Consider the following 25127-nt stretch of genomic DNA (forward strand, 5'->3'; position numbering starts at 1 on the left):
TGCAGGCAACCCCGGTTTTTGCGAAACAAATTGTGTAAGACGCGGGCTTACAACGCACTTCAACCCCCTGCGCGGGGCACCGCTGGTAGGAAATTTTTAGCATTCTTGCAATTCCCAGCACCGAGTATTTCGGCTATGGTTACAAAAAACAAAAGATTGCGAGAGGCAGATGAGCAGACTTCTTCGCGCAGCACTGATTTTGGTATTCGTGGCATCGTGTGGGGGTGACTCCAAAGCACCGCGAAATCTGAACAATGCCTGCAGCATTATCAACCAGCGTCCGAACATCCATCGGGCAATGAAACGCACCGAGCGCAAATGGAAAGTGCCGGTGCCAGTCCTGATGGCGATGATCTATCAGGAATCGAAATTCATCAGGGATGCGCGTACGCCAATGAAATACGCGCTCGGTGTTTTGCCTATGGGGCGTCAAAGCTCGGCCTATGGGTATGCACAAGCGCTGGATGCCACGTGGAAAGAGTACCAACGCGCCGAAGGTGGCAGGGGCGCACGACGCACCGACATCAAGGACGCCACGGATTTCATGGGATGGTACATGAACGAAACGCGCGCCAAGACGGGGATCCCGCTGACCGACGCGCGCAACCAGTATCTGGCCTATCATGAAGGGCGAACGGGCTATCTGCGCGGCAGTTACAAGTCGAAATCCTGGCTTGTGCGGATCGCTTCAGAAGTAAACGCGCGCGCTATCCTGTATCAACATCAGTTGGCTACCTGTCGACGCTGAGGCCCTGCAGGCTCGGCTACCCGTTAGCGCGACCAGTCTTCGATCGCCACGGTTATCGAAAACAGCGAGCTTCTAAGCGGCACGCCTTTTGATAGCTCACCTAATATGACTGTGGTTTTTGATCCAGCATTGTCGGTGATGATCCACTGACGCAACTCGGTTGGGTTGCTGGTGAATTTCAGCTCGATCGTGCCGATATCGGGGTTCTGCGGATCCTGCGCAAGCACCGTGGTCGCGGTCCCGTCGTATTTGTGGCCCACCACCATCTTGGCCTGATTAAGGTTGACGTTACGCGCCAGAATCAGGTTCAACGGCGTACGCTTCAGCGGGTATTGCTGCGGCCCGGCGTTCGATTTCCCATCGAAGATTGCGACTTGCGAGCTGCCTGCCACCACCAGAGCGTCGGTGGGCGCGTTGTATTCGAACCGTGCCCGGCCCGGACGCTTCAAATATATCGTCCCGGTCGATATCGTGCCGTCGTCATTGATCTGGGTAAACTGCGCTTTGGCCGTATCCAACTTGTTCAGATATTGCGAGATTGTGTTCAGTGACAGTTTTTCAGCCGTTGCCGGAACCGCGCTAAGGGCCACCACAGCGGCGGCCATCATCATACGTAAGGGGGTCATTCATCCTACCTTTACTGCTCGGGCGTACTCTATCCCGCTTTATATGGGAAGATTAAGCCCGATCAGAAGATGATAGGCGATAACACGCCTTAAAAAGATGCTGTGTTATTGAGCGACGGCCCGTCGTTGCGGGCGCGCCCTTGGTTTTATTGCTCAGGGATCAGGATTTCGCGTTTGCCCACGTGGTTCGAAGCAGACACCAAACCTTGATCTTCCATCTGCTCAACAAGACGCGCGGCCTTGTTGTAACCGATGCCAAGCTTGCGTTGGATGTAAGAGGTCGAGCATTTGCGATCCTTGATCACAATCGCCACCGCCTGATCATATTGGGCATCTTCGCCATTGGTGTTCCCACCAGTGTTCAGCCCCAGAACAGCGTCGATATTGTCAGCCTTGTCGTCCGGCGGGCCTTCAACCACGCCGCCGACGTATTCGGGCGCACCGAAACCTTTCAGATAGGTGACGATCTCTTCGACCTCTTCATCTGACACAAACGGCCCGTGAACGCGCGTGATCTTTGAGCCGCCAGCCATGTAAAGCATGTCGCCCATGCCCAGAAGCTGTTCGGCCCCTTGTTCGCCCAGAATGGTGCGGCTGTCGATCTTTGAGGTCACCTGGAACGAAATCCGGGTCGGGAAGTTGGCCTTGATCGTCCCGGTGATCACGTCGACGGACGGACGCTGCGTGGCCATGATCAGGTGAATACCCGACGCCCGCGCCATCTGCGCCAGACGTTGAATACAGGCTTCGATTTCCTTGCCAGCCACCATCATCAGGTCGGCCATCTCGTCGACGACCACCACGATATAGGGCAGCTTTTGGGGCTCGAACTCGTCAGTTTCAAAAATCGGCTCGCCGGTGTCGTCGTCAAAACCGGTCTGCACGGTGCGTTCAAACATCTCGCCTTTGGCCAGCGTGTCGGCGACACGACCGTTATAGCCCTCGATGTTGCGCACGCCCATCTTGGACATTTTGCGATACCGGTCTTCCATCTCGCCCACGACCCATTTCAGGGCAACAACCGCCTTTTTCGGGTCGGTCACAACGGGCGACAACAGGTGCGGGATGCCGTCATAAACGCTAAGTTCCAGCATCTTAGGGTCGATCATGATCATCCGGCATTCTTCCGGCGTCAGACGATACAACAGCGACAAGATCATCGTGTTGATCGCCACGGATTTACCAGACCCGGTGGTCCCCGCAATCAACAGGTGAGGCATTTTGGCAAGGTTTGCGACAATCGGATCGCCGCCAATATCCTTGCCCAGCGCCAATGGCAGTCCGTGATTGCCGTCGCCGAAATCTCGGGTCGACAAGATTTCGCGAAACGACACCATCTCGCGTTTTTCATTGGGCAATTCGATCCCGATCACCGACCGGCCCGGCACAGTTGAAACACGCGCCGACAAAGCCGCCATCGAGCGTGCAATGTCATCGGCCAAACCAATCACGCGGCTGGCTTTCAAACCCGGTGCAGGTTCCAGTTCGTACATGGTGACGACGGGGCCGGGACGGACCGACACGATTTCGCCTTTGACGCCATAGTCATCCAGCACGACTTCCAGCATCCGCGCGTTTTCTTCCAGTGCCTCATCCGACAGGTGATGACGTTCGATGGTCACCGGGTTTGCCAGCAGGTTCAACGGCGGCAATTCGTAACCGGGATGGCTGTCTTCGAATTTCAACTGCGGTTGTGCCTCGGCCTTCGCGCGGGTGGACGGCGGCGTGGGCTTGGGCGCGGTGTGCTGCACAACCTTTTTGGCGGGCTGCGACAGGCCGGCATGGGCGGGCGTGTAAACGCGGGGCTCGGATGCGGCGGTGTCGGGATCCATCAGATCCTCGACGATAAGATCGTCATCTTCCATCATCGGCGCCTCATCGGCAAAATGAGTGTCTATTTCGCCTGAATTATCCATCTGTTCCGGCTGCGGGTTGACGTTCAAGATCATCGGGTCGGGGCCACGGCGATGGCGGGCGACGGCCCGCGCAAGCGGTGGTTCGGCCCGTGTCGGATCACCCAATGTCGGATGATGTGCGCGGTTTTTCAAAGCGAAAGCGATCTTGGCACGGATGCGATCCTCGCCACCCAGACCTTCGGGAATTTCCCCGTCAAAGGTGGGTTGTTCGATCAACTCAGGTTGGGGATCAGGTGTGCGACGGAACAGTGATTCCAGCAAACCCGGCTTTGATGGCGCGGGGGCGGGTTCTCCAATCACCTCGTCATAGGTCGTAGTAACGCCACCGTGCACCGGCGGCTCTGGTCGCGTGACGCGCGCGGCGCGAAGCGGCGGCGGGGCGGTGAATTCTTCGCCATATTGGTCGTCATCTGCAGCTTGTGCCAAACGCTCTTCTTTGCGCGCAGCTTGACGCGCCTGCATTTGACGCGCGGTCGCAGCGGCACCGTAAGCCGCCCCTTTGGCGCCCTTGCCAAGCAGCGAAATGACGCCAGCATAGGTCATCACCAGACCGACAATCAGGAAATGGCCAAAGCGCTGAATTTCGAACCGGTCGATCCCGATGACAAACAACACCGCGCCAAGCGCCGCGATGGCCGACACAGCCGACATAATTTTCAGTCCAAGCCCGGCCCCGACTGGCAGACCCGCCAGCAACGCGCCCAGCACCGTGTCTCCAAACAACCCGCCCAGCCCAAAGGAATGGGTCCAGCCCACGCCTGGCACCAGTGTCGAGGCATAGATTGAGCACAGCGCAACAGCGATTGGCGCAAATATCAGTCGGCCCATGACGCGGTCTTGAGCGATATGGAAGGTCAGGCGCAGACCCCACACAGCAAGGATCAACGACAAAGACCACGCGCCCAGACCGGCAATGACCGCCAGCGGCGAGGCAATAAAGGCACCAATTCGCCCTAAAGCGTTCTGCGCGGGCGTGTCGGTGGCGGACATCCAGCCGGGATCTTCGGGCGAATAGCTGCCAAGGATCATGGCCACGATAACGCCAAGGGCGATCAACCCCAGCCCCAGAAGCTCTTTCCCCCGTCGTTCGATCACAGCCTGTGTGTTGCTGTCAAAGATCGGATCCCGTTGTTTTGCCTGATACGCCATACCACCACGTCCTTACTTAAAGAGACAGTCGCGAAGCTGGATCAACCCGCGCTGCATTTCTTGTTTTGGGGCCACCATTGCGACCCTAATATACCCCTTACCGGGGTTTTGATTATTTACATCCCGCGACAGATAAGCGCCGGGCAAAACCCGCACGCCAGTCTTGATCCAAAGCTTCATTGCGGCCGTTTCGTCGTCGTCGACCGGTAGCCACAGGAAAAAACCAGCGTCTGGGCCTTTGTAGCCGTCGATGCCCGCGAAAATCTCATCCGCCATCGCGTATTTTTCCTGATACAGCGCGCGGTTCTCTGCGACATGCGCCTCGTCAGCCCACGCCTTTTCGGCAACGCGTTGCAAGGGAAGTGGCAGTGGCGCGCCTGCATAGGCTCGCAACTGGCGCACACGTTGAATACTTTGTGGCCCGCCCGCGACAAATCCTGATCGAAGGCCGGGCAGGTTTGATCGTTTCGACAGCGAATGGAACGACACCACCCGTTCGGGGTCTGCACCGCCTTCGCTTGCAATCTCAAGCGCGCCAACCGGCGGTGTGTCGCGATAAATCTCTGAATAGCATTCATCCGCGAAAATTTGGAAATCGTATTTCTCGGCCAACGCGATAAGGTTGGCCCAGTAATCGCGATCGGCCACTGCCCCCTGCGGGTTGCTGGGCGAGCAGATATAGGCAATTTCGGTCCGGTTCAGAATGTCTGGCGACACCTGCGAGTAATCAGGCAAAAAACTGGTTTCTGCGGTTGCAGGCAAGAAAACCGGTTCGGCCCCAACGGTCACAGCGGCGACAGCATAGACCTGATAGAATGGGTTCGGGATCAGAACGACGGGCTTTTCGCCGCGCGCGGTTTGTTCGGGGCACAGCGCGATCAGTGTATTGAACAGACCTTCACGCGTGCCGTTCAACGCCATGACCTGTTTGGTCGGGTCCAGCTGGACGCCATAACGTCGCTTCAACCAATCTGTGATTGCCGCCAGCAGTTCGGGCGATCCCTCGTTAGGCGGATATTTCCCAAATTCTTCAGTGTGTTGTGCAATAACTTGCGGCACCCATTCGGGAAATGGGTGTTGGGGCTCGCCAATGGTCATATGCGTCACTTCGCCGCCCGGCGTATGGGCGTCAAGAAGGCTCCGCAGGCGCGGAAATGCATATTCGGGCAAGCTGGAATACCGCTCGGGAAACGTCATTGGAACGTCACTATACTGCCTCAGATCTCGGGATCGTTTCGTCCCGTTTGGACCAAAGATAGCCCGCATTTCCCGGCGGGTCCAGAAAAACGCCGGGATTTTCGGTGCTTGTGAGGTTTCGCTGTGGCTTTTAGGCCAACACGGCCTCGGCTGCGGCACCCAGACGCAACAGCCGTTCTTCAGCCATAGGCGCACCCAATAGCATGATCCCGGTCGACGCCAGGCCCGTCGGCAGGCTAAGCCCGCACGATCCCATCAGGTTTCCAATGCGCGTGTTTCGAAGCGCCCACAGGTTTTCCTCAACGTAATAGTCATGATCGGCCATCAACCGACTGGCAATCGGGGGCATGATCGGGGATGTGGGCAACACCACAGCGTCATAACCTGCAACCGCTGCATGGTATTGCTTACGAATATCCTCCAGCTTCTGCCATGCCCGCACAAATTCAACGCCGGTGAATTGACCGCCCGCGCGGAACCGTTCGCGGACTTCACCAAACATCAGATCCGGCTGGGCTTCAATCTCGTCATGCCAGGTGGCATAGGCTTCGGTGGTGAACAGGACGCCCGACATGGCAAGGGCTTCGTCGACAATTGACAGTTTAGCGCGTTTGACCTTCGCACCTGCGGCTATCAGGCGGCTTAGCGCACGTTCAAACCCAGCTTGCGGCTCATCCCGCGCGCCGTCCAACCCATTTTCCAGCACCAAAAGCTGCGTATTGTTCAGGCTTGCCCCGCGCAGATCGGGTGCAGACTGCCCTTCCAATACGGCAAGCAAAAGGGCTGCATCTTCCACAGTGCGGCACAGCGGACCGACTGTATCGAAACTGGCAGCCAGAGGCACAGCGCCGTCCAAAGACAGCCGCCCGGAAGTGGTTTTCAATCCCACGAGATCGTTCCAGGCCGAAGGGATACGCACAGATCCGCCCGTATCAGACCCTATTCCGCCTGCTGCCAGACCAAACGCCACCGATGTTGCCGCACCCGAGCTGGAGCCGCCCGACACCGCATCATAATCGTTCACACATGGGCTGGTTGCCGTCACCGGGTTCAGACCAAGGCCTGAAAAGGCAAGTTCGCTCATATGCGTTTTGCCAAGGCAGACCAGACCCTGCGCCGTTGCATTGCGCAGCACTTGCGCGTCCCGCGTCGGCACCCGGCCCTTCAAAAGTGCCGATCCCGCTTCGGTCGCGACGCCTGCTGTATCAAACAGGTCTTTCCAGCTGATCGGCACTCCATCCAGCAATCCCAAGCGATGACCGGAAGCTGCGCGTTTTGACGCCGCCGCAGCCTCGGCCAAGGCGCGGGATTCCGTTGGGCGGGCATAGATACGATCTGCAAACTTGTGCGCCTTGATCGCCTCAAGATAGGTCTGGGTTAAGGCAAGCGGGTCGATCTTTCCTGCGCCGATTCCCCGGCCAAGGTCGCCCATGCTCATGGTCAGCCATTGGTTGCTCATCAGACCCTCCTGTCCTGTGCCTGAGTGACGGTAGCGGCGCAACGGCGCATGGACAATCCCCAGCGACGGGTTCACAAAGGGCACATGAAACTTGATGCCGATATCCTGATCGTTGGTGGCGGGTTGAACGGCCCGGCGCTTGCCTTGGCGTTGGCCGATACCGGCTTCACCGTCACCATTGTCGATGCGCTGCCCAAGACGGCGCGCGGCGGTGAAGATTTTGACGGACGCGGCTATGCGCTGGCGCTGGCCTCACAGCGGTTGCTATCCGCGATTGGAGTCTGGCCAACGGTTGCGCCAAACGCCCAACCGCTTCTGGATATCCGCATTTCCGACGGTCGCCCCGGTGAAGGCCCCAGCCCGTTTGTGTTAGAGTTCGACCACGCCGAAATCGACGAAGGCCCGATGGGTTATATGGTCGAAGATCGCTTCTTGTCACGCGCCCTTCTGAACGCAGTCGAGGCGCATCCGAAAGTGACCCTAATCGACCAGGAAACCGTGGTTGCGCAGAAGGTCGACCCTGCCTCGGTCACGCTTGAACTTGCGTCGGGCAAGCATCTAACGGGCCGCATGGTTGTGGGTTGCGATGGACGGCGGTCAGGCACATGCGAACGTGCCGGCATTAACCGGCACGGGCATGATTATGGGCAAACTTCGCTGGTCTGTGCGATTGATCACGAGCTGCCGCATAACGGTGCAGCGCATCAGTTTTTCATGCCATCAGGCCCCTTGGCGATCTTGCCGCTGCCGGGCAACCAAAGCTCGATCGTCTGGACGGAAACCCACGAGGAGGCTGCCCGCATCCACGCGCTAGATGACGAAGGCTATCTTGACGAGTTGCGCCCCCGTTTCGGGTCATTTCTGGGCGACATCAGTCTGGCAGGCGGACGGTTCACCTATCCGCTGAACCTGACGGTTGCCGACGCTTTCGTGTCAGACCGACTGGCCCTTGTTGGCGACGCCGCACATGGGTTGCACCCGATTGCGGGGCAAGGTCTGAATGCGGGCCTGAAAGACGTGGCCGCCTTGGCCGAGGTGCTGACACACGCCCGCCGCCGTGGCGAAGACATTGGACGGATTGATGTGCTTGAGCGTTATCAGCAGTGGCGTCGTTTTGATGTGGCCCAAATGGTTGCCGTGACCGAGGCAACCAACCGTCTGTTTTCAAACGACAACCCAATCCTGCGTGCAACCCGCGATCTTGGGCTTGGGGTTGTGAATGCGATGCCGGGTCTGCGTCGTGGCTTCATACGTGAAGCAGCCGGGTTGACCGGCGATCTGCCCCGTCTGTTGCAAGGTCGCCAAATCTAGCGCGTTAGTCTTCGATCTTGCGCGCTTCGTCCACCAACATCACCGGAATACCGCCCCGGATCGGAAAGGCCAGTCGCGCCGCTTTCGACACAAGTTCTTGTTTTTCCGCATCATAACGCAACAGCGTCTGGGTGACGGGGCAGACCAGCGCTTCGATCATGCGGCGGTCAAACTGGGGGGATGCGGCTTCGGTCATTGAACTTTCTCCTCACCCACGCCTTTGCGCAAGCTGAATTCCATCAGCGTCACCAAGGTTTCGCGGCGGGTGCTAAGCGATGGCGCTTCCAACAGCGCCTGTTTGTCTTCTGGGTCAAACGGGCACAGCATCGACAGCGCGTTGATCATCAGCTCATCTTCTGCGGTTTTCAAACTCTCCCAATCGGTCTGTAGTTCTTCCAGATCGAAGTAACGCTCGAGCAATTTCAAGAAGGCATCGCGGTCCATTTCTGGATCATGTTCGGGTTGGCCTAGATCGCGGTCGAAACTGCGCCAATCCACTTCGGCGCGCAGATAGGGGGTAAACCCTTGCTGCACTGCACCCAACCGAAACCGCGACACACCGGTCAGCGTGATCATATAGCGCCCATCTTCGGTTTCTGTGAACGAGGTGATCCGCCCGGCACTTCCAATGGTGTGCAAGCGGACGTCGTCGCCTTCGCCTTCTCCCATCGGTTGGATCATTCCGACCAACCGTTCGGGCGTTTTCAGGGCATCGTCAAACATCGCTAAATAACGCGGCTCGAACACATGCAGGGGCAAGCGGCCACGCGGCAATAGCAACGCTCCCGGCAACGGGAACAGCGGCAGGAAATCGGGCAGGTCAGCGGATGAGATCATGGGACCAGTGTAGCGCGGCTTGCGCGATCACACAAAGATCATCGACGACAGCTTGCGCCGACCCGTCAGCGCAACCGGGTCTTTCGCATCCAGCGCGTCGAAAATCGTGAACAGTTGCGCCTTGGCGGCCCCGTCATTCCAGTCTCTATTCCTGCGGAAAAGCTCTAGCAATTCGTCAACGGCGCCTTGCACGTCACCTGACGCATTCAGGGCAACCGCCAGATCAAAACGGGATTGGTGATCATCAGCGTTCGCGTCCACCGCAGCGCGCAGTTCGGTCACCGGACCTGCGTTTTCCGCCTGCCGCGCCAGTTCGATCTGCGCGCGAACAGCCTCAAGTTCAGGCGCGTCAGAAATCTCGGCGGGGGCACCGTTCAAGACAGCTTCTGCTTCGTCAGGTTTGCCAGCCGCAATATGCGCGCGTGCCAGCCCACCAAAGGCGGCGGCACTGTTGGGGTCTTCTTCCAGGATCGCGGCATAGGTTTGCGCGGCGTCGTCAATTGCGCCAGCCTCAAGCATCTCGTCTGCGGCAGCAATCGCATCCGCCAGCCCGTTATCCGCATCACCGCCCAGCGCAGCCACTCGGTTCACAAACTCTTTGATTTCCGACGGCGGCACGGCCCCCTGAAACCCATCGGCGGGCTGCCCCTGCCAAAATGCGTAAACCGTTGGGATCGACTGCACGCGCAACTGGCCTGCGATCGCTTGGTTTTCGTCCACGTTCACCTTGACCATCCGCACCTTGCCACCCGCTTCGGTAACGGCAGCTTCCAGCGCGGGGCCAAGCGTTTTGCACGGGCCACACCACGGCGCCCAGAAATCAACGATGATCGGAACCTCCTGCGAGGCTTCGACCACGTCCTGCATGAAGGTTGCTTCGCCGACATCCTTGATCAGATCAACTGCGGCCGGTGCACCACCAAGTTCGAGTTCCATCGCGTAAGCTCCTTCAAATTCGCTAGGGTCTATATGACCCCTACCCTGCCGGTTTTAAAGGTCGAAAGTGGCAAAGACCGGGGCGTGGTCGGATGGCTTTTCCCAGCCGCGCGCATCGCGCAAGACCCGCGAAGCGTGACCCGCGTTCGAGATGTCAGGCGTGGCCCAGATGTGATCCAGCCGCCGCCCCTTATCCGCCGCGTTCCAATCCTTCGCACGATAGCTCCACCAGCTGTAAAGCTGCCCCTCGGGGATATCCTGCCGGGTGATATCGACCCATTTGGCGGCGTCCTGAACCTCGGCCAGTGCTTCAACCTCGACCGGCGTGTGGCTGACGACTTTCAGAAGCTGCTTGTGGCTCCAGACATCATCTTCACGCGGGGCGATGTTCAAATCACCCACAAGGATCGACTTGCCCGGTTTTTCGCGGGCAAACTGGTTGCGCATGTCTGTCAGGTAATCAAGCTTCTGCCCGAACTTCTCGTTCACCTCGCGGTCCGGCACGTCGCCGCCTGCGGGCACATAGAAATTGTGGATGGTGACCCCGTTTTCCAACTGCCCCGCGATGTGGCGGGCATGATCAAGACCGGCAAAACCGAAGCTCACCACCTCTTTCATCGGCAGGCGGGACAAGATCGCAACGCCATTATACCCCTTCTGCCCGCGCGCCACCATGTGGGTGTAGCCCAGCGCAGCGAAGCCGTCGGTCGGGATCTTGTCCACCGGGCTTTTGCATTCCTGAAGGCACAGAACATCGGGGCCTTCTTCCTTCAAAAGCTTCTGCACAATCGGTTCGCGCAGGCGCACCGAGTTAATGTTCCAAGTGGCAAGGGTGAAGCTCATGATATCCTCCGGTGAACGCGCGTTTGGGGCGACCATAGAGGACGGGGCAAAAAGTGAACAGGGGCGAGTTTCGCCCGCCCCCGTTTGTCAGGCATAAGACACCACTTCCCATTCCACACCATCATGGTCATCGAAATAGAACCGCCGCCCCGGCTCATAATCCCCGTGGTTGTGCGGCGTAAACCCGGCCGCTTTCACCCGTGTTTCAATCGCGTCGATGTCATCCACGGTCACACCCACATGGTTCAACCCGGCGCGGGTTGTATAGGAGTGCTGCGGGTCACCTATAGCCTTGTTGGGCGTGTATAGAGCCACATAGCTGCCCTCATCCCCCACATGGGCGGTGTACCCACCCGACATCGCATCGCCTTCCCAACGGATTTTCCAGTCAAACACCGCACCCAGCCACGCGGCTGTCGCCTTGGGGTCGCTGACGGTTACATTCACATGTTCCAGAACTGCCATTTTGGCCTCCTTGATTTCATTTGCGACTCGGTTGATAATTCCTAAAGCTAACTTTAGCTCAAGCTTTTTCTTTAGGGATTCCCATGGACCGCAGAAACGAGATTTCGATCGGCACTTTGGCAAACCGCACAGGGCTGGCCGTGTCCGCGATCCGCTATTACGAAACCCAAGGGCTGGTCGCACCGGAACGCAACGCGGGCGGACAAAGGCGGTTTTTGCGCTCGGACATCAGGCGGTTGAGCTTCGTGATGATCGCGCAGAAGTTTGGGTTCACCTTGGACCACATCCGAGAGGTGCTGTCCCGCCTGCCGCAAGGTCGAACCCCCACGGCAAAGGACTGGACCGATATTTCCCAAGACTTCCGCGCCGAGCTTGATGAACAGATCGAGGCCCTAACCCGCCTGCGCAACAAGCTGGACGGCTGCATCGGGTGCGGGTGTTTATCGCTGGATCGATGTGCGCTTTATAACCCTGACGATGTAGCGGCTGAGAAGGGCGCGGGGCCACGGTATTTGATGGGGGATAAGGTGATGAGGCCGGAGGGGTGAATTATTTGGTGCTAGTTTCGCCTTCCTCGACCCTAGCCTGCCAAGTCTCTATTAAAAACAACGCCATCGACCCTGCTAGATTAACGGTTAAGGCCGCGTGACGCGACTTGAACGGAACACGCGAACGTCCGCCCGCATGAGCATCCCCTCCTTTGTTGCGTAAAGATCCAATACTTTGAACAACACTCTGGCAGCTTCCTAGGATGGTCTTAAACACTTCTTCCTGATGTTGTGACGGTGCAAGATTTAGTGCTTTTGATGCTTCGGCATAAAGTTTTGGTACATTCCAACGGTGACCCCAATCACCGCCACTGTCTTCGATGATATGCTTACACACCTCTTCAAGAAGAGTGCTCGCAGCGGTCACTGCGCCCTCCGGATCAGTTGCCCGTCTTTCCAATGCTTTAGTCCAAAAAGCTTGAACAGCGGGAGCATCATAGTCGGTAAGCACGTCTGTAATCGCCGCGTCCGCACCCCCTCCTCCAGATTCAAGATACTTTAATATTGGAAGGAAGTGGTCGTTGACGTGTTTTCGGCGTAGCGCCCACGATCCCGAACCACTCGCCACACTCGAAAGTGCTGATCTAACAGACATCGCGTCGTTTGAATAACGAACGAAATCTGGCAGAAGCCTCTTGCAGGCGGGGTCATCCATTAGTTTCTTTCTAGCCAGTTTGTATTCAATATCTGAACCGCCCTCAGTAGTAAGGCCGACAATTGTGTTTCTTAGTAGTAAGGCACATTCAAAAAGATCGTCCGGAATTTCTGGCTCATCATAACCAATGATGGACATCGATTAGCTCCATATCTGATAGACAACTTGTCGCCTAACATATCACCCCCAGATAGAAATCTACTAGATTTCCATCCATTATTAAGAACTTCCAATAAGGTGATTGATCCCCAGGTTTCGTCACAAAACCAACAAAAAAAGACCGGACCCGAAGGCCCGGCCAGTCCATCAGGGAGGATGTGCCCATGTGCACAAGTCGCGGCAATCCCGCAAAGCGCACCCCTCGGGCACGGGAGGAACTCTAGGCGTTCAACCGATACCCGCCGCTTTCCGTTACCAACAGCCGCGCGTTTGACGGATCGGGCTCGATCTTTTGGCGCAGGCGGTAGATATGTGTCTCTAACGTGTGGGTTGTGACGCCTGCGTTATAGCCCCAGACCTCGTGCAGCAGCACATCGCGCGCCACCACGCCATCGCTTGAGCGGTATAGGAACTTGAGGATGTTGGTCTCTTTCTCGGTCAGGCGAACCTTGCGGTCATCCTCGGTGATCAGCATCTTCATCGACGGTTTGAACGTATACGGCCCAAGCTGGAAGATGGCGTCTTCGCTCTGCTCATGCTGGCGCAGCTGGGCGCGGATGCGGGCCAGAAGCACCGGGAATTTGAAGGGTTTGGAGACATAGTCATTCGCCCCCGCATCCAGACCCAAAATGGTGTCGGAGTCGGTGTCATGGCCGGTCAGCATCACAATGGGGCATTTCACGCCCTGCTTACGCATCACGCGGCACAGCTCGCGCCCATCCGTGTCAGGCAGGCCCACGTCAAGGATCACAAGGTCATAAATCGCCTCTTTCGATTTGGTGATCGCCTCGGCGCCGTTACCGGCTTCGAACACATCGAAGTCCTCGGTCATCAAAAGCTGTTCGGCCAGCGCGTCGCGCAGGTCTTCGTCATCATCAACCAACAGTATCTTTTTCAGCGTGGACATATCCGGGCTCCTCTGTCGTGCTTTGACTAGACATGTTGCCCGCTCGCGCGATTGGCAAGATTTGCAACAAACGCCTCACGGCCTCGTGTCAATTCGCCGGTAAATGTTTCATATCGTGACAGTTCCCACTAACTATGGGGCTGAAAGGACCACCATGACGCTTGCCCCCAATCAGACCGAGCTTTTAGCCCGCGCCCGTGCGGATCTGCGCATGGGGGTGCCGGTGGTGCTGACCCGTGGGAGGCGCACGGTGCTGGTGGCGGCGGCTGAAACGCTATCGTCGGGACGGTTGGCGGACATGCGGACCCTTGGTGCGCCTGTGCTTTCTATCACCCCGCGCCGGGCGGACACGTTGAAGGCACGCGCCTATTCCGATCAGGTTGCCCGGATCGAGCTGCCTCGGGACGCGGGTTGCGACTGGATCGCGACCGTCGCAGACCCGGCCGATGACCTGACCCACCCGATGAAAGGGCCGTTTCGAACCGTTCGCGGCGGGGATGATACGCTAGAGGCGCTGTCGATCACCCTGTGCAAAACCGCCCGTCTGTTGCCGGCGACGTTGGTTATAGACGTCTCTAACGCGCCGCAAATCGCGTCTCAGGACAACCTGACGACCATATCGCTGGACGACGCCATCGTGGACGATCTGTCCCTGTCTGCCGTCATCCACGCCCGCCTGCCCCTGTCCGTCAGCGACGCCGGTCGCCTGCACATCTTCCGCCCAAACGATGGCAGCGAAGAGCACTACGCGGTTGAAATCGGGCGCCCGTCCCGCGACGAACCGGTTCTGGCGCGCCTGCACTCGGCGTGTTTCACCGGCGACGTGCTGGGTAGCCTGAAATGCGACTGCGGCCCGCAACTGCACACGGCGTTGGCCCGGATGGGAGAGGAAGGGCGCGGCATTCTTCTTTACCTCAACCAAGAGGGGCGCGGCATCGGGCTTGCCAACAAGATGCGCGCTTATTCCCTGCAAGACCAAGGGTTTGACACGGTCGAGGCGAACCACCGCTTGGGCTTTGAGGATGATGAGCGCGATTTCCGCATTGGGTCCGAAATCCTCAAGTCTCTGGGGTTCTCATCCGTGCGCCTGATGACAAATAACCCGCGCAAGGTCGCGATGATGGAGGGTGCTGGCATCCACGTCGCCGAACGCGTGCCGCTGAAAGTGGGCAAAGGCACACACAACGCGGATTATCTGGCGACCAAGGCGGCCAAATCGGGGCATCTTCTGTGATCCCCCGTCGCGGCGACATGGTTGTCACACGTTGGGGCGCGCGGTTCATGGGGCGACGCTTTCCCGTCGCAATCGGGCGCGGTGGCATGACCAATGACAAGCGCGAAGGCGATTTGGCCACGCCACGCGGGGTCTGGCGGATGGTTGGTGGTGGCTTTCGGGGGGACCGGACGACACCCCCACAGACCGGCTCAATTCCGGTGCGCCCCATTGGGCCGCGCGACATCTGGTCGGATGATCCAAACGACCCGGCCTATAATCATTGGGTCACGGCAAAGGATTACCCGTTCAGCCACGAAGCCCTGCGCATGCCCCCGCGCCTTTATGATCTTGTCCTGATAAGTGACTGGAACTGGCCCGTCGCGGAGCCCGGCAAGGGGTCTGCCATCTTCATTCACCAATGGCGCAAACCGCGCCACCCAACCGCCGGGTGTCTTGCCTTTGCACCCGACGATCTGCGCTGGATCGTCGCGCGCTGGACACCACGCAGCCGGATAATCGTGCGCTAGCCGTAGTCCCGCTCGCCAAAAATCGCAGACCCTACCCGGACATGCGTCGCACCTTGCGCAATCGCGCTTTCAAAGTCGCTGCTCATCCCCATGGAAAGCTGCTCTAACCCGTTGCGCTTGGCCATCTTGGCCAGCAGTGCGAAATGCAGGCTGGGTTCTTCATCAACGGGCGGGATACACATCAGACCGACGACGGGCAGACCCAAGTCGCGGCATTCGGCGACAAAGGCGTCCAGATCGTCGGGCATGATTCCGGCCTTCTGAGGCTCCTCGCCGGTGTTCACCTGAATGAACAGTTTCGGGCAATGCCCTTCTTCTTCGGCGATGCGGGCGATGGCGCGGGCCAGCTTGGGGCGATCAACCGAATGGATCACGTCGAACAAACTCATCGCCTGACGGGTCTTATTAGATTGCAGCGGTCCGATCAGGTGCAGCTCGACCCCGTCGAAACGCTCTTTTAGATCCGGCCACTTTCCCGCAGCTTCTTGCACCTTGTTTTCGCCAAAGACCCGATGACCTTCTTCCAAAACGGCAACAACGCGGTCGAGTGGCTGAACCTTAGACACGGCAATAAGATGCGTCGATCCGGGCGCACGCCCCACGCGCGCCTCTTCTTTGGCGATGCGGTCGGTGATGTCGGAAAGTGGCATAGGACCCCCCAAGTCTGATTGTTCAGATACAGGTGTCCCAAAAGAAAAGAGCGGGCACAAGGCCCGCTCTTCCCTAATCAAATAATCCGTTAGGATTAGAAGGTCATGATGATACCCATGTCAGCTTTGGTCACACCGCCAACTTCGGCGATACCAGCGTTGACAGACGCGCCACCACCCAGGTCGTAGGCAACGCCCAGACCGTAGGCTTCACCGGTAACCAGACCAAGCCCAGCGTTAACAGCGTTTACAGCCGCGTCAGTTTCCGAGTAACCGGCAGTCACGGAGACAGCACCCATGGTGTAGCCAGCGGTCACACCATAAGAGGTCACGTCCAGATCGGAGTTACGCGAATACAGAGCGTTCAGCGAGAAGTCAGCGATATTGGCGCCAGCTTTCACGTGGATGGAGTTCGACGTGTTCACGTTGCCCCAGTCGTCGTAACCCAGGCCAACATTGAAGTCACCCATGGTGTAGGTGGCTGCAATCGAAGTGACCTCGGTGCCGTTCAGGTCGTGCGACAGTGCCACACCGAAGTCACCAAAGGTGCCTTGGTACATCAGGTTGCCTGCGTCGCCAGCGTCAACCAGCTCTTCTGCGACGTTATCAACGCCCAGACCCGAGTAACCGATGTCCGACAGACCCAGTGTTGCGTCAGCAGCCGAACCAACGGTACCGACCGAAAACTTACCGAAGCCACCTTCGATATAGACAACTTGGTTGTCAGTAGCAGCAGAGCCGCCATTGTCGAAGGTCAGGTCAAGGTCAACACCAAAGCCCAGGCCACCATCGGTTTCGCCGGTCATGTCGATGTTCAGTGTGGTGTAGAAATCAACGGTCCAGTCGTCACCAACTGCAACGTCTTCGTAGATAAAGCCCATACCGGCTTCACCACCGAAGCTGATTTCAGCCGCAGCAAAGCCAGCCGAAGCTACAAGCGCGGTCGAAGCGAAGAGAATCTTTTTCATTTCGTTTTCCCTCATGTGTTTCAAAGGTTCACCTCAATTCAGGGAAATCCGAATTGAGTATGCATGATGCAATCTACCTTTCGGCCGATGTTTGCAAGAAATGCGAAACCAGTTTTGGGATTGCGACCGGAATTGGTGCTTCTATGCCACAGTTACGCCATGCCCATATCACGGTTCTCTGCATTTCCGGTCTTTTCCAGCGTTTTCGCACGCATACGCGGCTTTTGGGAAAACGCTTGCTCGCCTCTTAGGCCTTATATACTAACAAGAGGAAATTGAGGAAACGGGGCTTTTTCATGCGCATTTTTAAGTCTGTCGCATTCGGGATTTCATTAATTGGCGTGCTCGGGCTGTCTGCTTGTGGCGGCGGCGGTCAGACTTTGCAGCATACGCCCAAGGCGGAAGAGCCGCGCGCGACGATCTGGGATCTGTTCAAGAACGTGGACGACCCCAACACCACCGTCGAGGTGAACCGTTATATCTGGAATGCCTCGCTGGATGTGCTGAGCTTCATGCCAGTTCAGGCGGCTGACCCGTTCTCGGGTATCATCGTGTTTGGCTTTGGTCGTCCGCCCGGTGGCGGCACCGCCCATAAAGCCACCGTTTATGTGCGCGACCCCGCGTTGGACGCCCGGTCGCTGTCAGTTGCGCTTTATACAAGCTCCGGTCCGGCCAGTGCCGAAGCAGTGCGCAAGGTCGAAGATGCGATCCTGACCCGCGCGCGCCAGCTTCGTATTCGTGACGGCAAGCTCTAGACCCGGACCGACCATAGGAATAAGACAAGCGCCGGGCCACACGCCCGGCGTTTCTACATCAAGGACACGACCCCATGTCGCGATACACCGCCGCCGATATCGAACCGAAATGGCAAACAGCCTGGGATGAGGCCGGAATATTCACCGCCACGCGCGATGAAACCCGCCCCAAGTATTATGTGCTTGAGATGTTCCCCTACCCATCGGGCCGCATCCATATGGGGCATGTGCGCAACTACACCATGGGCGACGTGATCGCGCGCTATAAATCTTCCTGTGGTTTCAGTGTGTTGCATCCGATGGGCTGGGATGCGTTCGGAATGCCTGCGGAAAACGCGGCAATGGCGCAGGGTGGCCACCCCGGCACGTGGACCTATGACAACATCAAGACCATGAAGGGTCAGATGAAGCCTCTGGGCTTGTCCATCGACTGGTCCCGCGAATTTGCCACCTGCGACCCGGAATATTACGGCCAGCAGCAGTCGATGTTCATTGATTTCATGGAGCGCGGGCTGGTCTATCGCAAAAACGCCACGGTGAACTGGGATCCGGTCGATATGACCGTTCTGGCCAATGAACAGGTGATCGACGGCTGCGGCTGGAGGTCGGGCGCCCCCGTCGAGCGTCGTGACCTGACGCAGTGGTTCTTCAAAATCTCGGATTACTCGGCCGAGCTATTGGACGCATTGGACGGTCTGGACAACTGGCCCGAGAAGGTGCGCACGATGCAGGCCAACTGGATTGGCAAATCGCAGGGTCTGCAATTCAGCTTTGAACGCACCGATGGCGGCGAGATTGAGGTTTATACGACTCGCCCCGACACACTGATGGGTGCGTCCTTCATCGGTATCTCGCCTGACCACCCCATTTCCAAGACGCTTGAGGCCGAAAACCCCGAGATTGCCGCAAAACTCGCCGAAATGCGCAAGGGCGGCACGACGGAAGAGGCCATCGAAACTGCCGAGAAGCTGGGCTACGACACCGGCATCCGCGTGAAACATCCGCTGGACCCGAATTGGGAACTGCCGGTTTGGATCGCCAACTTCATCCTTATGGACTACGGCACCGGCGCGATCTTCGCCTGCCCGGCCCATGACCAGCGCGACCTTGATTTCTGCCGCAAGTATGATCTGCCAGTGATCGACACGTTCCTGTCGCTGGAAGACCCCTCGCCCGTTGAAAAAGAAGCTTTCGTGCCGCCCAAGACGGAAAAAGTTAAATGGATCAACCATTTCGCCGATCTGGACGAAGCCACGGGTGACGAGGCCATCGAGGCCACCATCAAATTCGCCGAGGACGCCGGCTGGGGCCAAGGGGTCGAAAAGTTCCGCCTGCGCGACTGGGGGCTGAGCCGCCAACGCTATTGGGGCTGCCCTATTCCCGTCGTTCATTGCCCCGATTGCGGCGTTGTGCCTGAAAAGAAAGAGAATTTGCCGGTCAAGCTGCCCGAGGACGTCACCTTCGACGTGCCCGGCAACCCGCTGGACCGTCACCCCACATGGCGCGACTGCAAATGTCCGTCCTGCGGCAAGCCTGCCCAGCGCGAAACCGACACGATGGACACGTTTGTCGATTCGTCCTGGTATTTCGCGCGCTTCACGTCTCCGAATGCCGACACGCCCACGGATATGGACGACGCGTCCTATTGGATGAATGTCGACCAGTATATCGGCGGCATCGAACACGCGATCCTGCACCTGCTCTATTCCCGCTTCTTCGCCCGCGCGATGAATATATGTGGCCATCTGCCCGACAAAGCGATCGAGCCGTTCAACGCGTTGTTCACCCAAGGCATGGTCACACATGAGATCTATGTCACGCGCGATGAAAACGACCGGCCTGTGTATCACTTGCCCGAAGACATCGAGTGGACCGAAAGCGGGGCGCGCCTTGGGGCCTGCGGAACAGAGGTTAAGGTTATCCCCTCGGCCAAAATGTCGAAGTCCAAGAAGAACGTCGTTGATCCGGCCAACATCATTTCATCCTTCGGCGCCGACACCGCCCGCTGGTTCGTGCTGAGCGATTCGCCCCCCGAACGCGATGTGGAATGGACCGCCTCGGGTGCGGAAGCCGCGCATAAACATCTTTCGCGGGTCTGGCTGTTGTCTGATCGCGTCGCCGACATGGACGACACGCCCGGTGACGGCGACGAAGATTTGCTGCGCGAAATGCACAAGGCCATCCATGATGTGACGATGGGCATTGAAAGCTTCGGCTTCAACGCGGCCATCGCCAAGCTTTACGCCTTTACCAACACGCTGGCGAAATCAAACGCTGGCAAGGCCGCGAAACAGCAAGCGATCATGACGCTGGCGCAGTTGATGTCGCCCATGACGCCGCATTTGTCCGAAGACATCTGGCATCACCAGCGCGGCAAAGGGCTTGTCGCCCAAGCCCCGTGGCCCAAAGCGGACGAGGCGATGCTGGTGGATGACACGGTCACCCTGCCAATCCAGATCAACGGCAAGCGGCGCGCAGAAATCAGCGTGCCGAAGGATATGGACAAAGCCGAGGTTGAAAAACTGGCGCTGGCCGAGGATGCTGTGATCAGGGTGCTGGATGGAAAGGCGCCCAAGAAAGTCATCGTTGTGCCGGGACGTATTGTGAATGTCGTCGTCTGATCGCCGCCTATTTCTGACCACCTGCCTGTCGCTTGCGGCATTGGCAGGGTGCGGTTTTGCCCCCGTCTATGCGCCGGGCGGGTCGGCTGACGGGTTGCGCGGGGCGGTCACCGTTGCCGCGCCGTCGAATGCCAACAGCTATGAGCTGGTGAAGCGACTGGAAGAACGGTTGGGTCGTAATCTGTCTGCCCCCTACGCGCTGGATTATTCCATCACAACCCGATCCGAAGACGTGGGCGTTACCCCACGACAGGAAATCACCCGCACACAAATCCTTGGTGCGATTGAGTTTTCCGTGACCTCGAACGCCACTGGCAAGGTGGTGGAGTCAGGCAGCCTGTCAAACTTCACAGCCTATTCCACCGAAGGCTCCACCGTGTCGACCGCGTCGGTCGAACGCGACGCGAATCGCCGCCTGATGGTGTCGCTGGCGGATATGATGGTCACTCGGTTCACCGCAACTTACGCAGGTTGGGGCGAATGAAGCTCGCGCCGCGCGATGCCTCGAAATACTTTGCCAAGCCCGATCCCGGCCGCACGGGCGTTTTGATTTTCGGGCCAGACGCTATGCGCATTGCCCTGAAGCGGCAGGAACTGATTGCCAATCTGATCGGCCCGCAAGGCGAAGAAGAAATGCGTCTGACCCGCATTCCGGCAAGCGAGCTGCGCAAAGACCCCGCCCTTTTGTCTGACGCCATCAAGTCGCAAGGCTTCTTCCCCGGTCCCCGCGTGGCATTTGTCGAGGATGCGACCGAAACGGCCACCAAGGTCATCACCACCGCGCTGGACGATTGGCAGGAAGGTGACGCGCAAGTCATTGTCACCGCTGGCAATCTGAAAGCCCGCGGCGCATTGCGCAAGCTGTTCGAAACGCACCCGAACGCCTTTGCCATTGGCATTTACGACGATCCCCCCACCCGTGACGAGATCGAAGCCGACCTGAGACGCGCTGGCATCTCGGGCGTAGAGACCGAGGCGATGAACGACTTGACCGGATTGTCACGCGTGCTTGATCCAGGTGATTTCCGTCAGACCGTTGAAAAGTTAGGACTTTACAAGCTAGGGGACGGCGCTCCCGTGACCCCCGATGACGTGCTGGCCGTCGCCCCCGCCTCGACCGAGGCCGAGCTGGACGACCTGCTGCACGCCGTCGCCGAAGGTCGCAAAGGCGAAATTGGCCCTGTGTTGGCAAGACTTCAGGCGCAGGGCGTGCAGGCTGTTGGCCTGTGTATCGGCGCGACCCGCCATTTCCGCGCGCTTCACGCTGCATCATCGGACCCAGGCGGGCCTGCGCAGGGGATCAATCGGCTGCGCCCGCCCGTGCATTTCAAAAGCCGCGACCGCATGGTGCGACAGGCACAAAAATGGGGCATCAGGCGGTTGGAACAAGCGCTGGAGATGCTCGTCGAAACCGACCTGACACTCCGCTCTTCGCAGAAAGCACCCGTCATGGCGCTGATGGAGCGCACATTGATTCGCCTAGCCATGTTAGGCGAAAAAAAATGAGCTATACGGTGATCGGCCCAAACGTCACGCGCACATTCCGCGTTTTGTGGATGCTTGAGGAACTGGGTCAGAGTTACGACCGCCTGACACATGCCTCGCGATCCGACGATCTGCGACAGTTCAATCCGGCAGGCAAGGTTCCGGTCCTGCTGGATGGCGATGCCGTCCTGACCGACAGCACGGCCATCATTCAATATCTTGCAGACAAGCACGGCGACCTGACCTTTCCAGCAGGCACAATTGAACGTGCCCGCCAAGATGGGTTCACGCAATTCATACTGGATGAACTGGACGCGACCCTGTGGACGGCTGCCCGCCACACCTTTGTTCTGCCCAAAGAAAAACGCGTTCCTGAGGTGAAACAGAGCCTGAAATGGGAATTTGAACGGTCCATCAGCGAACTGATGCGCCGCAAAGGTGACGCGCCGTTTTTGATGGGCGAGCGAATGACTGTTCCTGACATTCTGGCAACCCATTGCGGAACATGGGCGATCGCCGCGGGCTTCCCGTTGGAAAACGCAGCTTTCCGCGCCTACGCCAAACCCTTGCGCAACCGACCCGCCTACGCGCGTGCGGCTGAGGGCTGAGCCAGCGCCCATTTTGCCGCTGCGCGCCCCGCGTGACGTCCCGTGGCAAAGCAGGTTGTCAGCAGATAGCCCCCGGTCGGGGCCTCCCAATCCAACATTTCGCCACAGGCAAACAAACCAGGCAAATTCTTTATCATCAACCCGTCGTCCAATACATCAAATGGCACCCCCCCGGCGGTGGAGATTGCTTGATCCATCGGCCTTGGCCCCGCGTGACGCAGCGGCACAGCCTTGATGATTTTTGCCAAAGCAGCGGGATCAGACGGCAGGGGGCGGGCAAATTCCTGCAGCAGCGCAGTTTTTGCGGCGTCGAGCTTCAAGGCCTTGCGCAAATAGTTGGTCAGACTGGACTTGCCACGCCCACGACTTAGGCGTTCGGCCACATCGCCTTCGCTTCGATCAGGGCAAAGATCGACCAGCAAAGTGGCACCCTCACGCAACTCGCGGCTGATTGCATAGATCGCCGACCCCTCAACACCTTGGGACGAAATCACAAACTCGCCCAAAACCGACGCTTTACCTGCTCGCAGACGAACCGTTTTGACGGGTGCGCCGAAATGGCGGGCCATGTGGTTGCTCCAATTCACCACAAAACCCATGTTGGATGGCTGAAACGGGGCGCAAGAAACACCGTTTTCGGCAAGGATAGACACCCATTTCCCATCCGACCCCAGTCGCGCCCAACTCGCGCCACCCAAGGCCAGAACGGTCACATTGGGCGTCAGTGACTGCATACCTTCCGGGGTCCGGAACATCATGTCTTTTCCGCTTACCCCGGTCCAATACCAACCCCGTTTCAACACAACACCCAAGGCGTCAAGCTCGGCTAGCATCGCGCGAAGCAAGGGCGACGCCTTCATTGATTTGGGGAAGACCCGACCGGACGAGCCGGTGAACACCGCTTGTTCCAAACCATTGGCCCAAGCCTGCACCGCCTCTGGTCCAAAATCGGCAACAATGTCGCACAAAGATGCCGGCCCTTCAATCTGGCTGAGAAAAGTGTCGAGCGGTTCAGACTTCGTGAGGTTCAACCCGGATTTTCCCGCCATCAGAAACTTGCGCGCCGGGGAAGGTTTTGCCTCGGCAATCGTCACCGATAATCCAGCGCGCGCCAGTTCACTCGCCGCCATAAGCCCGGCAGGCCCGGCCCCAATGACCAGCGCGTGCGTCACGCCGTTTCCTGGTCCGCGGCTTTCATCTCGACCACGCGGTGCGGATACGGAATTTCGATATTGTTGGCTTTAAGGGTTTTCCAGACCTGCATCATCACGCGGGGGGTAAATTTATTACGCCCGTCGTCGATGCCGTTCACCCAGAACTCCACCGCGAAATCCACACCACTGTCGCCAAAGGCGCGCAGCTCGCAATCGGGCTTGTGTTCGTCCGGGTCCGTCAAAATGAAATCCAGCTTGGACACAGCGTCTTCTATGATCTCCGGAATCGCCTCTATGTCGGCATCATAGCTTACGGAAAATGGCGCCTCGTACCGGTTGGCGCTGCCCGAGTCCGAGTAATTTATCACGCGGGTCGTAATAAAGTGCTCGTTCGGGACGACGATCCAACGGCCATCATAAGACTCTAATATGGCAGCGCGAGCGGTCATTTTGACAATCGTCCCAGCCTCGCCCCCATCAAGTTCAACGTAATCGCCAACCGTTGCTTGCCCTTCAAGCAGAAGGATGACGCCAGAAATGAAGTTCGATGCGATCTGCTGCAATCCAAAGCCAAGACCCACACCGATCGCGCCGCCAAGCACCGCAAGCGATGTCAGGTTGATGCCCATGATGTTCATCAGAATCAGGAATGCCGCGCCGAAAATGGCAATCTCGGCGGCCTTGGCAGCAAGCTCGCGGGTGGCGGGTCGCATTTCTTCCTGCTTCTTGATCGCCTGCGTAGTTTGTTCGTGTGACCAGCGACCCAGCCAGAAGATGACGCCGCTAAGCACCGCGAACTTGATCGCGAACAGAAGCGAAAAGCTCATGTTTCCCAGCGGCACAACGGTTTCGTCAAGCTTGGTTATGACCACGTCAAGCAGCCCGACAGTGTAAAGCGCGGCGATTGGGATCAAAGCGTATTTGCCCAGAAGCTTCAGGAACGGGTCCTTCAGGATCTTGCGCGCAAACGCCCGGACGGCCAGAAACAGGAAGAAACGTTTGCCGAAGGCGATGACTGCGCCAGAGCCAAAAATAGATCGCGTAACCTGTTCACCCAGCCCGGTAAACGCCCACGCCAAAAGCGGAAGAGTCAGCGGCAAGAACATCAGCAGAAACAGGCGCACCTGCGATACGAGGGTTTTCTTTTCGCCAGCGGGCGTCAGCAGGCGCGTAAGATATGGCTTCAGTTTTCGGTCAACCAACCGCGCAACAAGATAAGCCGCGACCAGCAATCCAAGCTGTGACCACGCGGCGGGGGAAAGAAGCCAACCTTCCGCAATCTCCCACGCCTGATTAAAATAGCCGATCGCCTGATCCAGAATTTCCGGTCGGTTCTCCACGTTCGTCCCCTTATCAAAACATGAATACTTGCAGAATTATGCAGCAT

At 58.1% G+C, this 25127-nt stretch carries 25 protein-coding genes; 10 read left to right on the plus strand and 15 right to left on the minus strand.

Going from position 1 to position 25127, the window contains the following annotated elements:
- Window positions 1-169: 169 nt before the first annotated feature.
- A complete protein-coding gene (locus MUY35_RS09695; RefSeq protein ID WP_248366948.1) occupies window positions 170-748 on the plus strand; it encodes a transglycosylase SLT domain-containing protein in 579 nt (192 codons plus the stop codon).
- A gap of 23 nt (window positions 749-771) precedes the next feature.
- Here MUY35_RS09695 and MUY35_RS09700 read toward each other — a convergent pair whose 3' ends face one another.
- The 4 genes from MUY35_RS09700 to MUY35_RS09715 form a co-directional block, all read right to left on the minus strand.
- Window positions 772-1374 carry an outer membrane lipoprotein carrier protein LolA gene (locus tag MUY35_RS09700; RefSeq protein WP_248366951.1) on the minus strand — a complete coding sequence of 201 codons (603 nt, stop codon included), beginning with the start codon at window positions 1372-1374 and terminating at the stop codon, window positions 772-774.
- A gap of 146 nt (window positions 1375-1520) precedes the next feature.
- Complete coding sequence (locus MUY35_RS09705) at window positions 1521-4439, minus strand: DNA translocase FtsK (protein WP_248366955.1); 2919 nt, start codon at window positions 4437-4439, stop codon at window positions 1521-1523.
- 12 nt (window positions 4440-4451) lie between these two features.
- Complete coding sequence (locus MUY35_RS09710) at window positions 4452-5636, minus strand: aminotransferase class I/II-fold pyridoxal phosphate-dependent enzyme (RefSeq protein ID WP_248366958.1); 1185 nt, start codon at window positions 5634-5636, stop codon at window positions 4452-4454.
- A 130-nt stretch (window positions 5637-5766) separates the two neighbouring features.
- Window positions 5767-7095 carry an amidase family protein gene (locus MUY35_RS09715; RefSeq protein WP_248366960.1) on the minus strand — a complete coding sequence of 443 codons (1329 nt, stop codon included), beginning with the start codon at window positions 7093-7095 and terminating at the stop codon, window positions 5767-5769.
- Window positions 7096-7179: 84 nt separating this feature from the next.
- On the opposite strand from MUY35_RS09715, the gene MUY35_RS09720 reads away from it, so the two are divergent.
- Window positions 7180-8406, plus strand: coding sequence for an FAD-dependent monooxygenase (locus tag MUY35_RS09720; RefSeq protein WP_248366963.1), 1227 nt, complete (start codon window positions 7180-7182; stop codon window positions 8404-8406).
- Window positions 8407-8410: 4 nt separating this feature from the next.
- Here MUY35_RS09720 and MUY35_RS09725 read toward each other — a convergent pair whose 3' ends face one another.
- From MUY35_RS09725 to MUY35_RS09745, 5 genes are all read right to left on the minus strand, one after another.
- On the minus strand, window positions 8411-8602 hold the full coding sequence (locus tag MUY35_RS09725; RefSeq protein WP_248366966.1) for a Trm112 family protein: 192 nt from the start codon (window positions 8600-8602) through the stop codon (window positions 8411-8413).
- The gene (locus MUY35_RS09730) at window positions 8599-9243 is read right to left on the minus strand and encodes an LON peptidase substrate-binding domain-containing protein (RefSeq protein ID WP_248366968.1); all 645 of its coding nucleotides are present in this window, start codon (window positions 9241-9243) and stop codon (window positions 8599-8601) included. The genes MUY35_RS09725 and MUY35_RS09730 overlap by 4 nt, the downstream gene beginning before the upstream one ends.
- Window positions 9244-9270: 27 nt before the next feature.
- Window positions 9271-10179: a thioredoxin gene (gene trxA / locus MUY35_RS09735; RefSeq protein WP_248366971.1), complete on the minus strand. Its 909-nt coding sequence runs from the start codon at window positions 10177-10179 to the stop codon at window positions 9271-9273.
- 54 nt (window positions 10180-10233) lie between these two features.
- Entirely contained in the window at window positions 10234-11022 is a 789-nt protein-coding gene (gene xth, locus MUY35_RS09740; protein WP_248366974.1) for an exodeoxyribonuclease III, read from the minus strand.
- A gap of 87 nt (window positions 11023-11109) precedes the next feature.
- Window positions 11110-11487, minus strand: a complete 378-nt coding sequence (locus MUY35_RS09745; RefSeq protein ID WP_248366977.1) for a VOC family protein — start codon at window positions 11485-11487, stop codon at window positions 11110-11112.
- Window positions 11488-11570: 83 nt separating this feature from the next.
- Between MUY35_RS09745 and soxR the strand changes: the two genes are divergently transcribed.
- On the plus strand, window positions 11571-12035 hold the full coding sequence (gene soxR, locus MUY35_RS09750) for a redox-sensitive transcriptional activator SoxR (RefSeq protein ID WP_248366980.1): 465 nt from the start codon (window positions 11571-11573) through the stop codon (window positions 12033-12035).
- A gap of 1 nt (window position 12036) precedes the next feature.
- On the opposite strand, the gene MUY35_RS09755 is transcribed toward soxR, so the two are convergent.
- Both MUY35_RS09755 and MUY35_RS09760 read right to left on the minus strand, forming a co-directional pair.
- On the minus strand, window positions 12037-12828 hold the full coding sequence (locus MUY35_RS09755) for an abortive infection family protein (RefSeq protein WP_248366983.1): 792 nt from the start codon (window positions 12826-12828) through the stop codon (window positions 12037-12039).
- Between the two features lie 241 nt (window positions 12829-13069).
- A complete protein-coding gene (locus tag MUY35_RS09760) occupies window positions 13070-13756 on the minus strand; it encodes a response regulator transcription factor (RefSeq protein ID WP_248366986.1) in 687 nt (228 codons plus the stop codon).
- A gap of 154 nt (window positions 13757-13910) precedes the next feature.
- On the opposite strand from MUY35_RS09760, the gene ribA reads away from it, so the two are divergent.
- Together ribA and MUY35_RS09770 are read left to right on the plus strand one after the other, a co-directional pair.
- Window positions 13911-14990 (plus strand): GTP cyclohydrolase II, encoded by a 1080-nt coding sequence (gene ribA, locus MUY35_RS09765; protein WP_248366989.1) that lies wholly within the window; start codon window positions 13911-13913, stop codon window positions 14988-14990.
- A gap of 17 nt (window positions 14991-15007) precedes the next feature.
- Complete coding sequence (locus MUY35_RS09770; RefSeq protein ID WP_248367242.1) at window positions 15008-15499, plus strand: L,D-transpeptidase family protein; 492 nt, start codon at window positions 15008-15010, stop codon at window positions 15497-15499.
- Here MUY35_RS09770 and MUY35_RS09775 read toward each other — a convergent pair.
- Together MUY35_RS09775 and MUY35_RS09780 are read right to left on the minus strand one after the other, a co-directional pair.
- Complete coding sequence (locus MUY35_RS09775; RefSeq protein ID WP_248367008.1) at window positions 15496-16149, minus strand: YggS family pyridoxal phosphate-dependent enzyme; 654 nt, start codon at window positions 16147-16149, stop codon at window positions 15496-15498. The genes MUY35_RS09770 and MUY35_RS09775 overlap by 4 nt on opposite strands.
- 95 nt (window positions 16150-16244) lie before the next feature.
- Window positions 16245-17117 carry a porin gene (locus MUY35_RS09780; protein WP_248367010.1) on the minus strand — a complete coding sequence of 291 codons (873 nt, stop codon included), beginning with the start codon at window positions 17115-17117 and terminating at the stop codon, window positions 16245-16247.
- Between the two features lie 296 nt (window positions 17118-17413).
- Here MUY35_RS09780 and MUY35_RS09785 point away from each other — a divergent pair, with 296 nt between their 5' ends.
- From MUY35_RS09785 to MUY35_RS09805, 5 genes are all read left to right on the plus strand, one after another.
- A complete protein-coding gene (locus tag MUY35_RS09785) occupies window positions 17414-17872 on the plus strand; it encodes a DUF3576 domain-containing protein (RefSeq protein ID WP_248367013.1) in 459 nt (152 codons plus the stop codon).
- A 74-nt stretch (window positions 17873-17946) separates the two neighbouring features.
- Window positions 17947-20493, plus strand: coding sequence for a leucine--tRNA ligase (gene leuS, locus MUY35_RS09790; RefSeq protein ID WP_248367016.1), 2547 nt, complete (start codon window positions 17947-17949; stop codon window positions 20491-20493).
- A complete protein-coding gene (gene lptE, locus MUY35_RS09795) occupies window positions 20480-20977 on the plus strand; it encodes an LPS assembly lipoprotein LptE (protein ID WP_248367019.1) in 498 nt (165 codons plus the stop codon). The genes leuS and lptE overlap by 14 nt, the downstream gene beginning before the upstream one ends.
- Window positions 20974-21999, plus strand: coding sequence for a DNA polymerase III subunit delta (gene holA / locus MUY35_RS09800; protein WP_248367022.1), 1026 nt, complete (start codon window positions 20974-20976; stop codon window positions 21997-21999). The genes lptE and holA overlap by 4 nt, the downstream gene beginning before the upstream one ends.
- Window positions 21996-22586: a glutathione S-transferase family protein gene (locus tag MUY35_RS09805; protein ID WP_248367025.1), complete on the plus strand. Its 591-nt coding sequence runs from the start codon at window positions 21996-21998 to the stop codon at window positions 22584-22586. The genes holA and MUY35_RS09805 overlap by 4 nt, the downstream gene beginning before the upstream one ends.
- On the opposite strand, the gene MUY35_RS09810 is transcribed toward MUY35_RS09805, so the two are convergent.
- Together MUY35_RS09810 and MUY35_RS09815 are read right to left on the minus strand one after the other, a co-directional pair.
- Window positions 22562-23758 carry a TIGR03862 family flavoprotein gene (locus tag MUY35_RS09810; RefSeq protein ID WP_248367028.1) on the minus strand — a complete coding sequence of 399 codons (1197 nt, stop codon included), beginning with the start codon at window positions 23756-23758 and terminating at the stop codon, window positions 22562-22564. The genes MUY35_RS09805 and MUY35_RS09810 overlap by 25 nt on opposite strands.
- Window positions 23755-25080 (minus strand): mechanosensitive ion channel domain-containing protein, encoded by a 1326-nt coding sequence (locus tag MUY35_RS09815; protein ID WP_248367031.1) that lies wholly within the window; start codon window positions 25078-25080, stop codon window positions 23755-23757. Before MUY35_RS09815 ends, MUY35_RS09810 begins: the two co-directional genes overlap by 4 nt.
- Window positions 25081-25127: the final 47 nt, after the last annotated feature.

The organism is Aliiroseovarius sp. S1339, assembly GCF_023195695.1.
Classification (GTDB): Bacteria; Pseudomonadota; Alphaproteobacteria; order Rhodobacterales; family Rhodobacteraceae; genus Aliiroseovarius.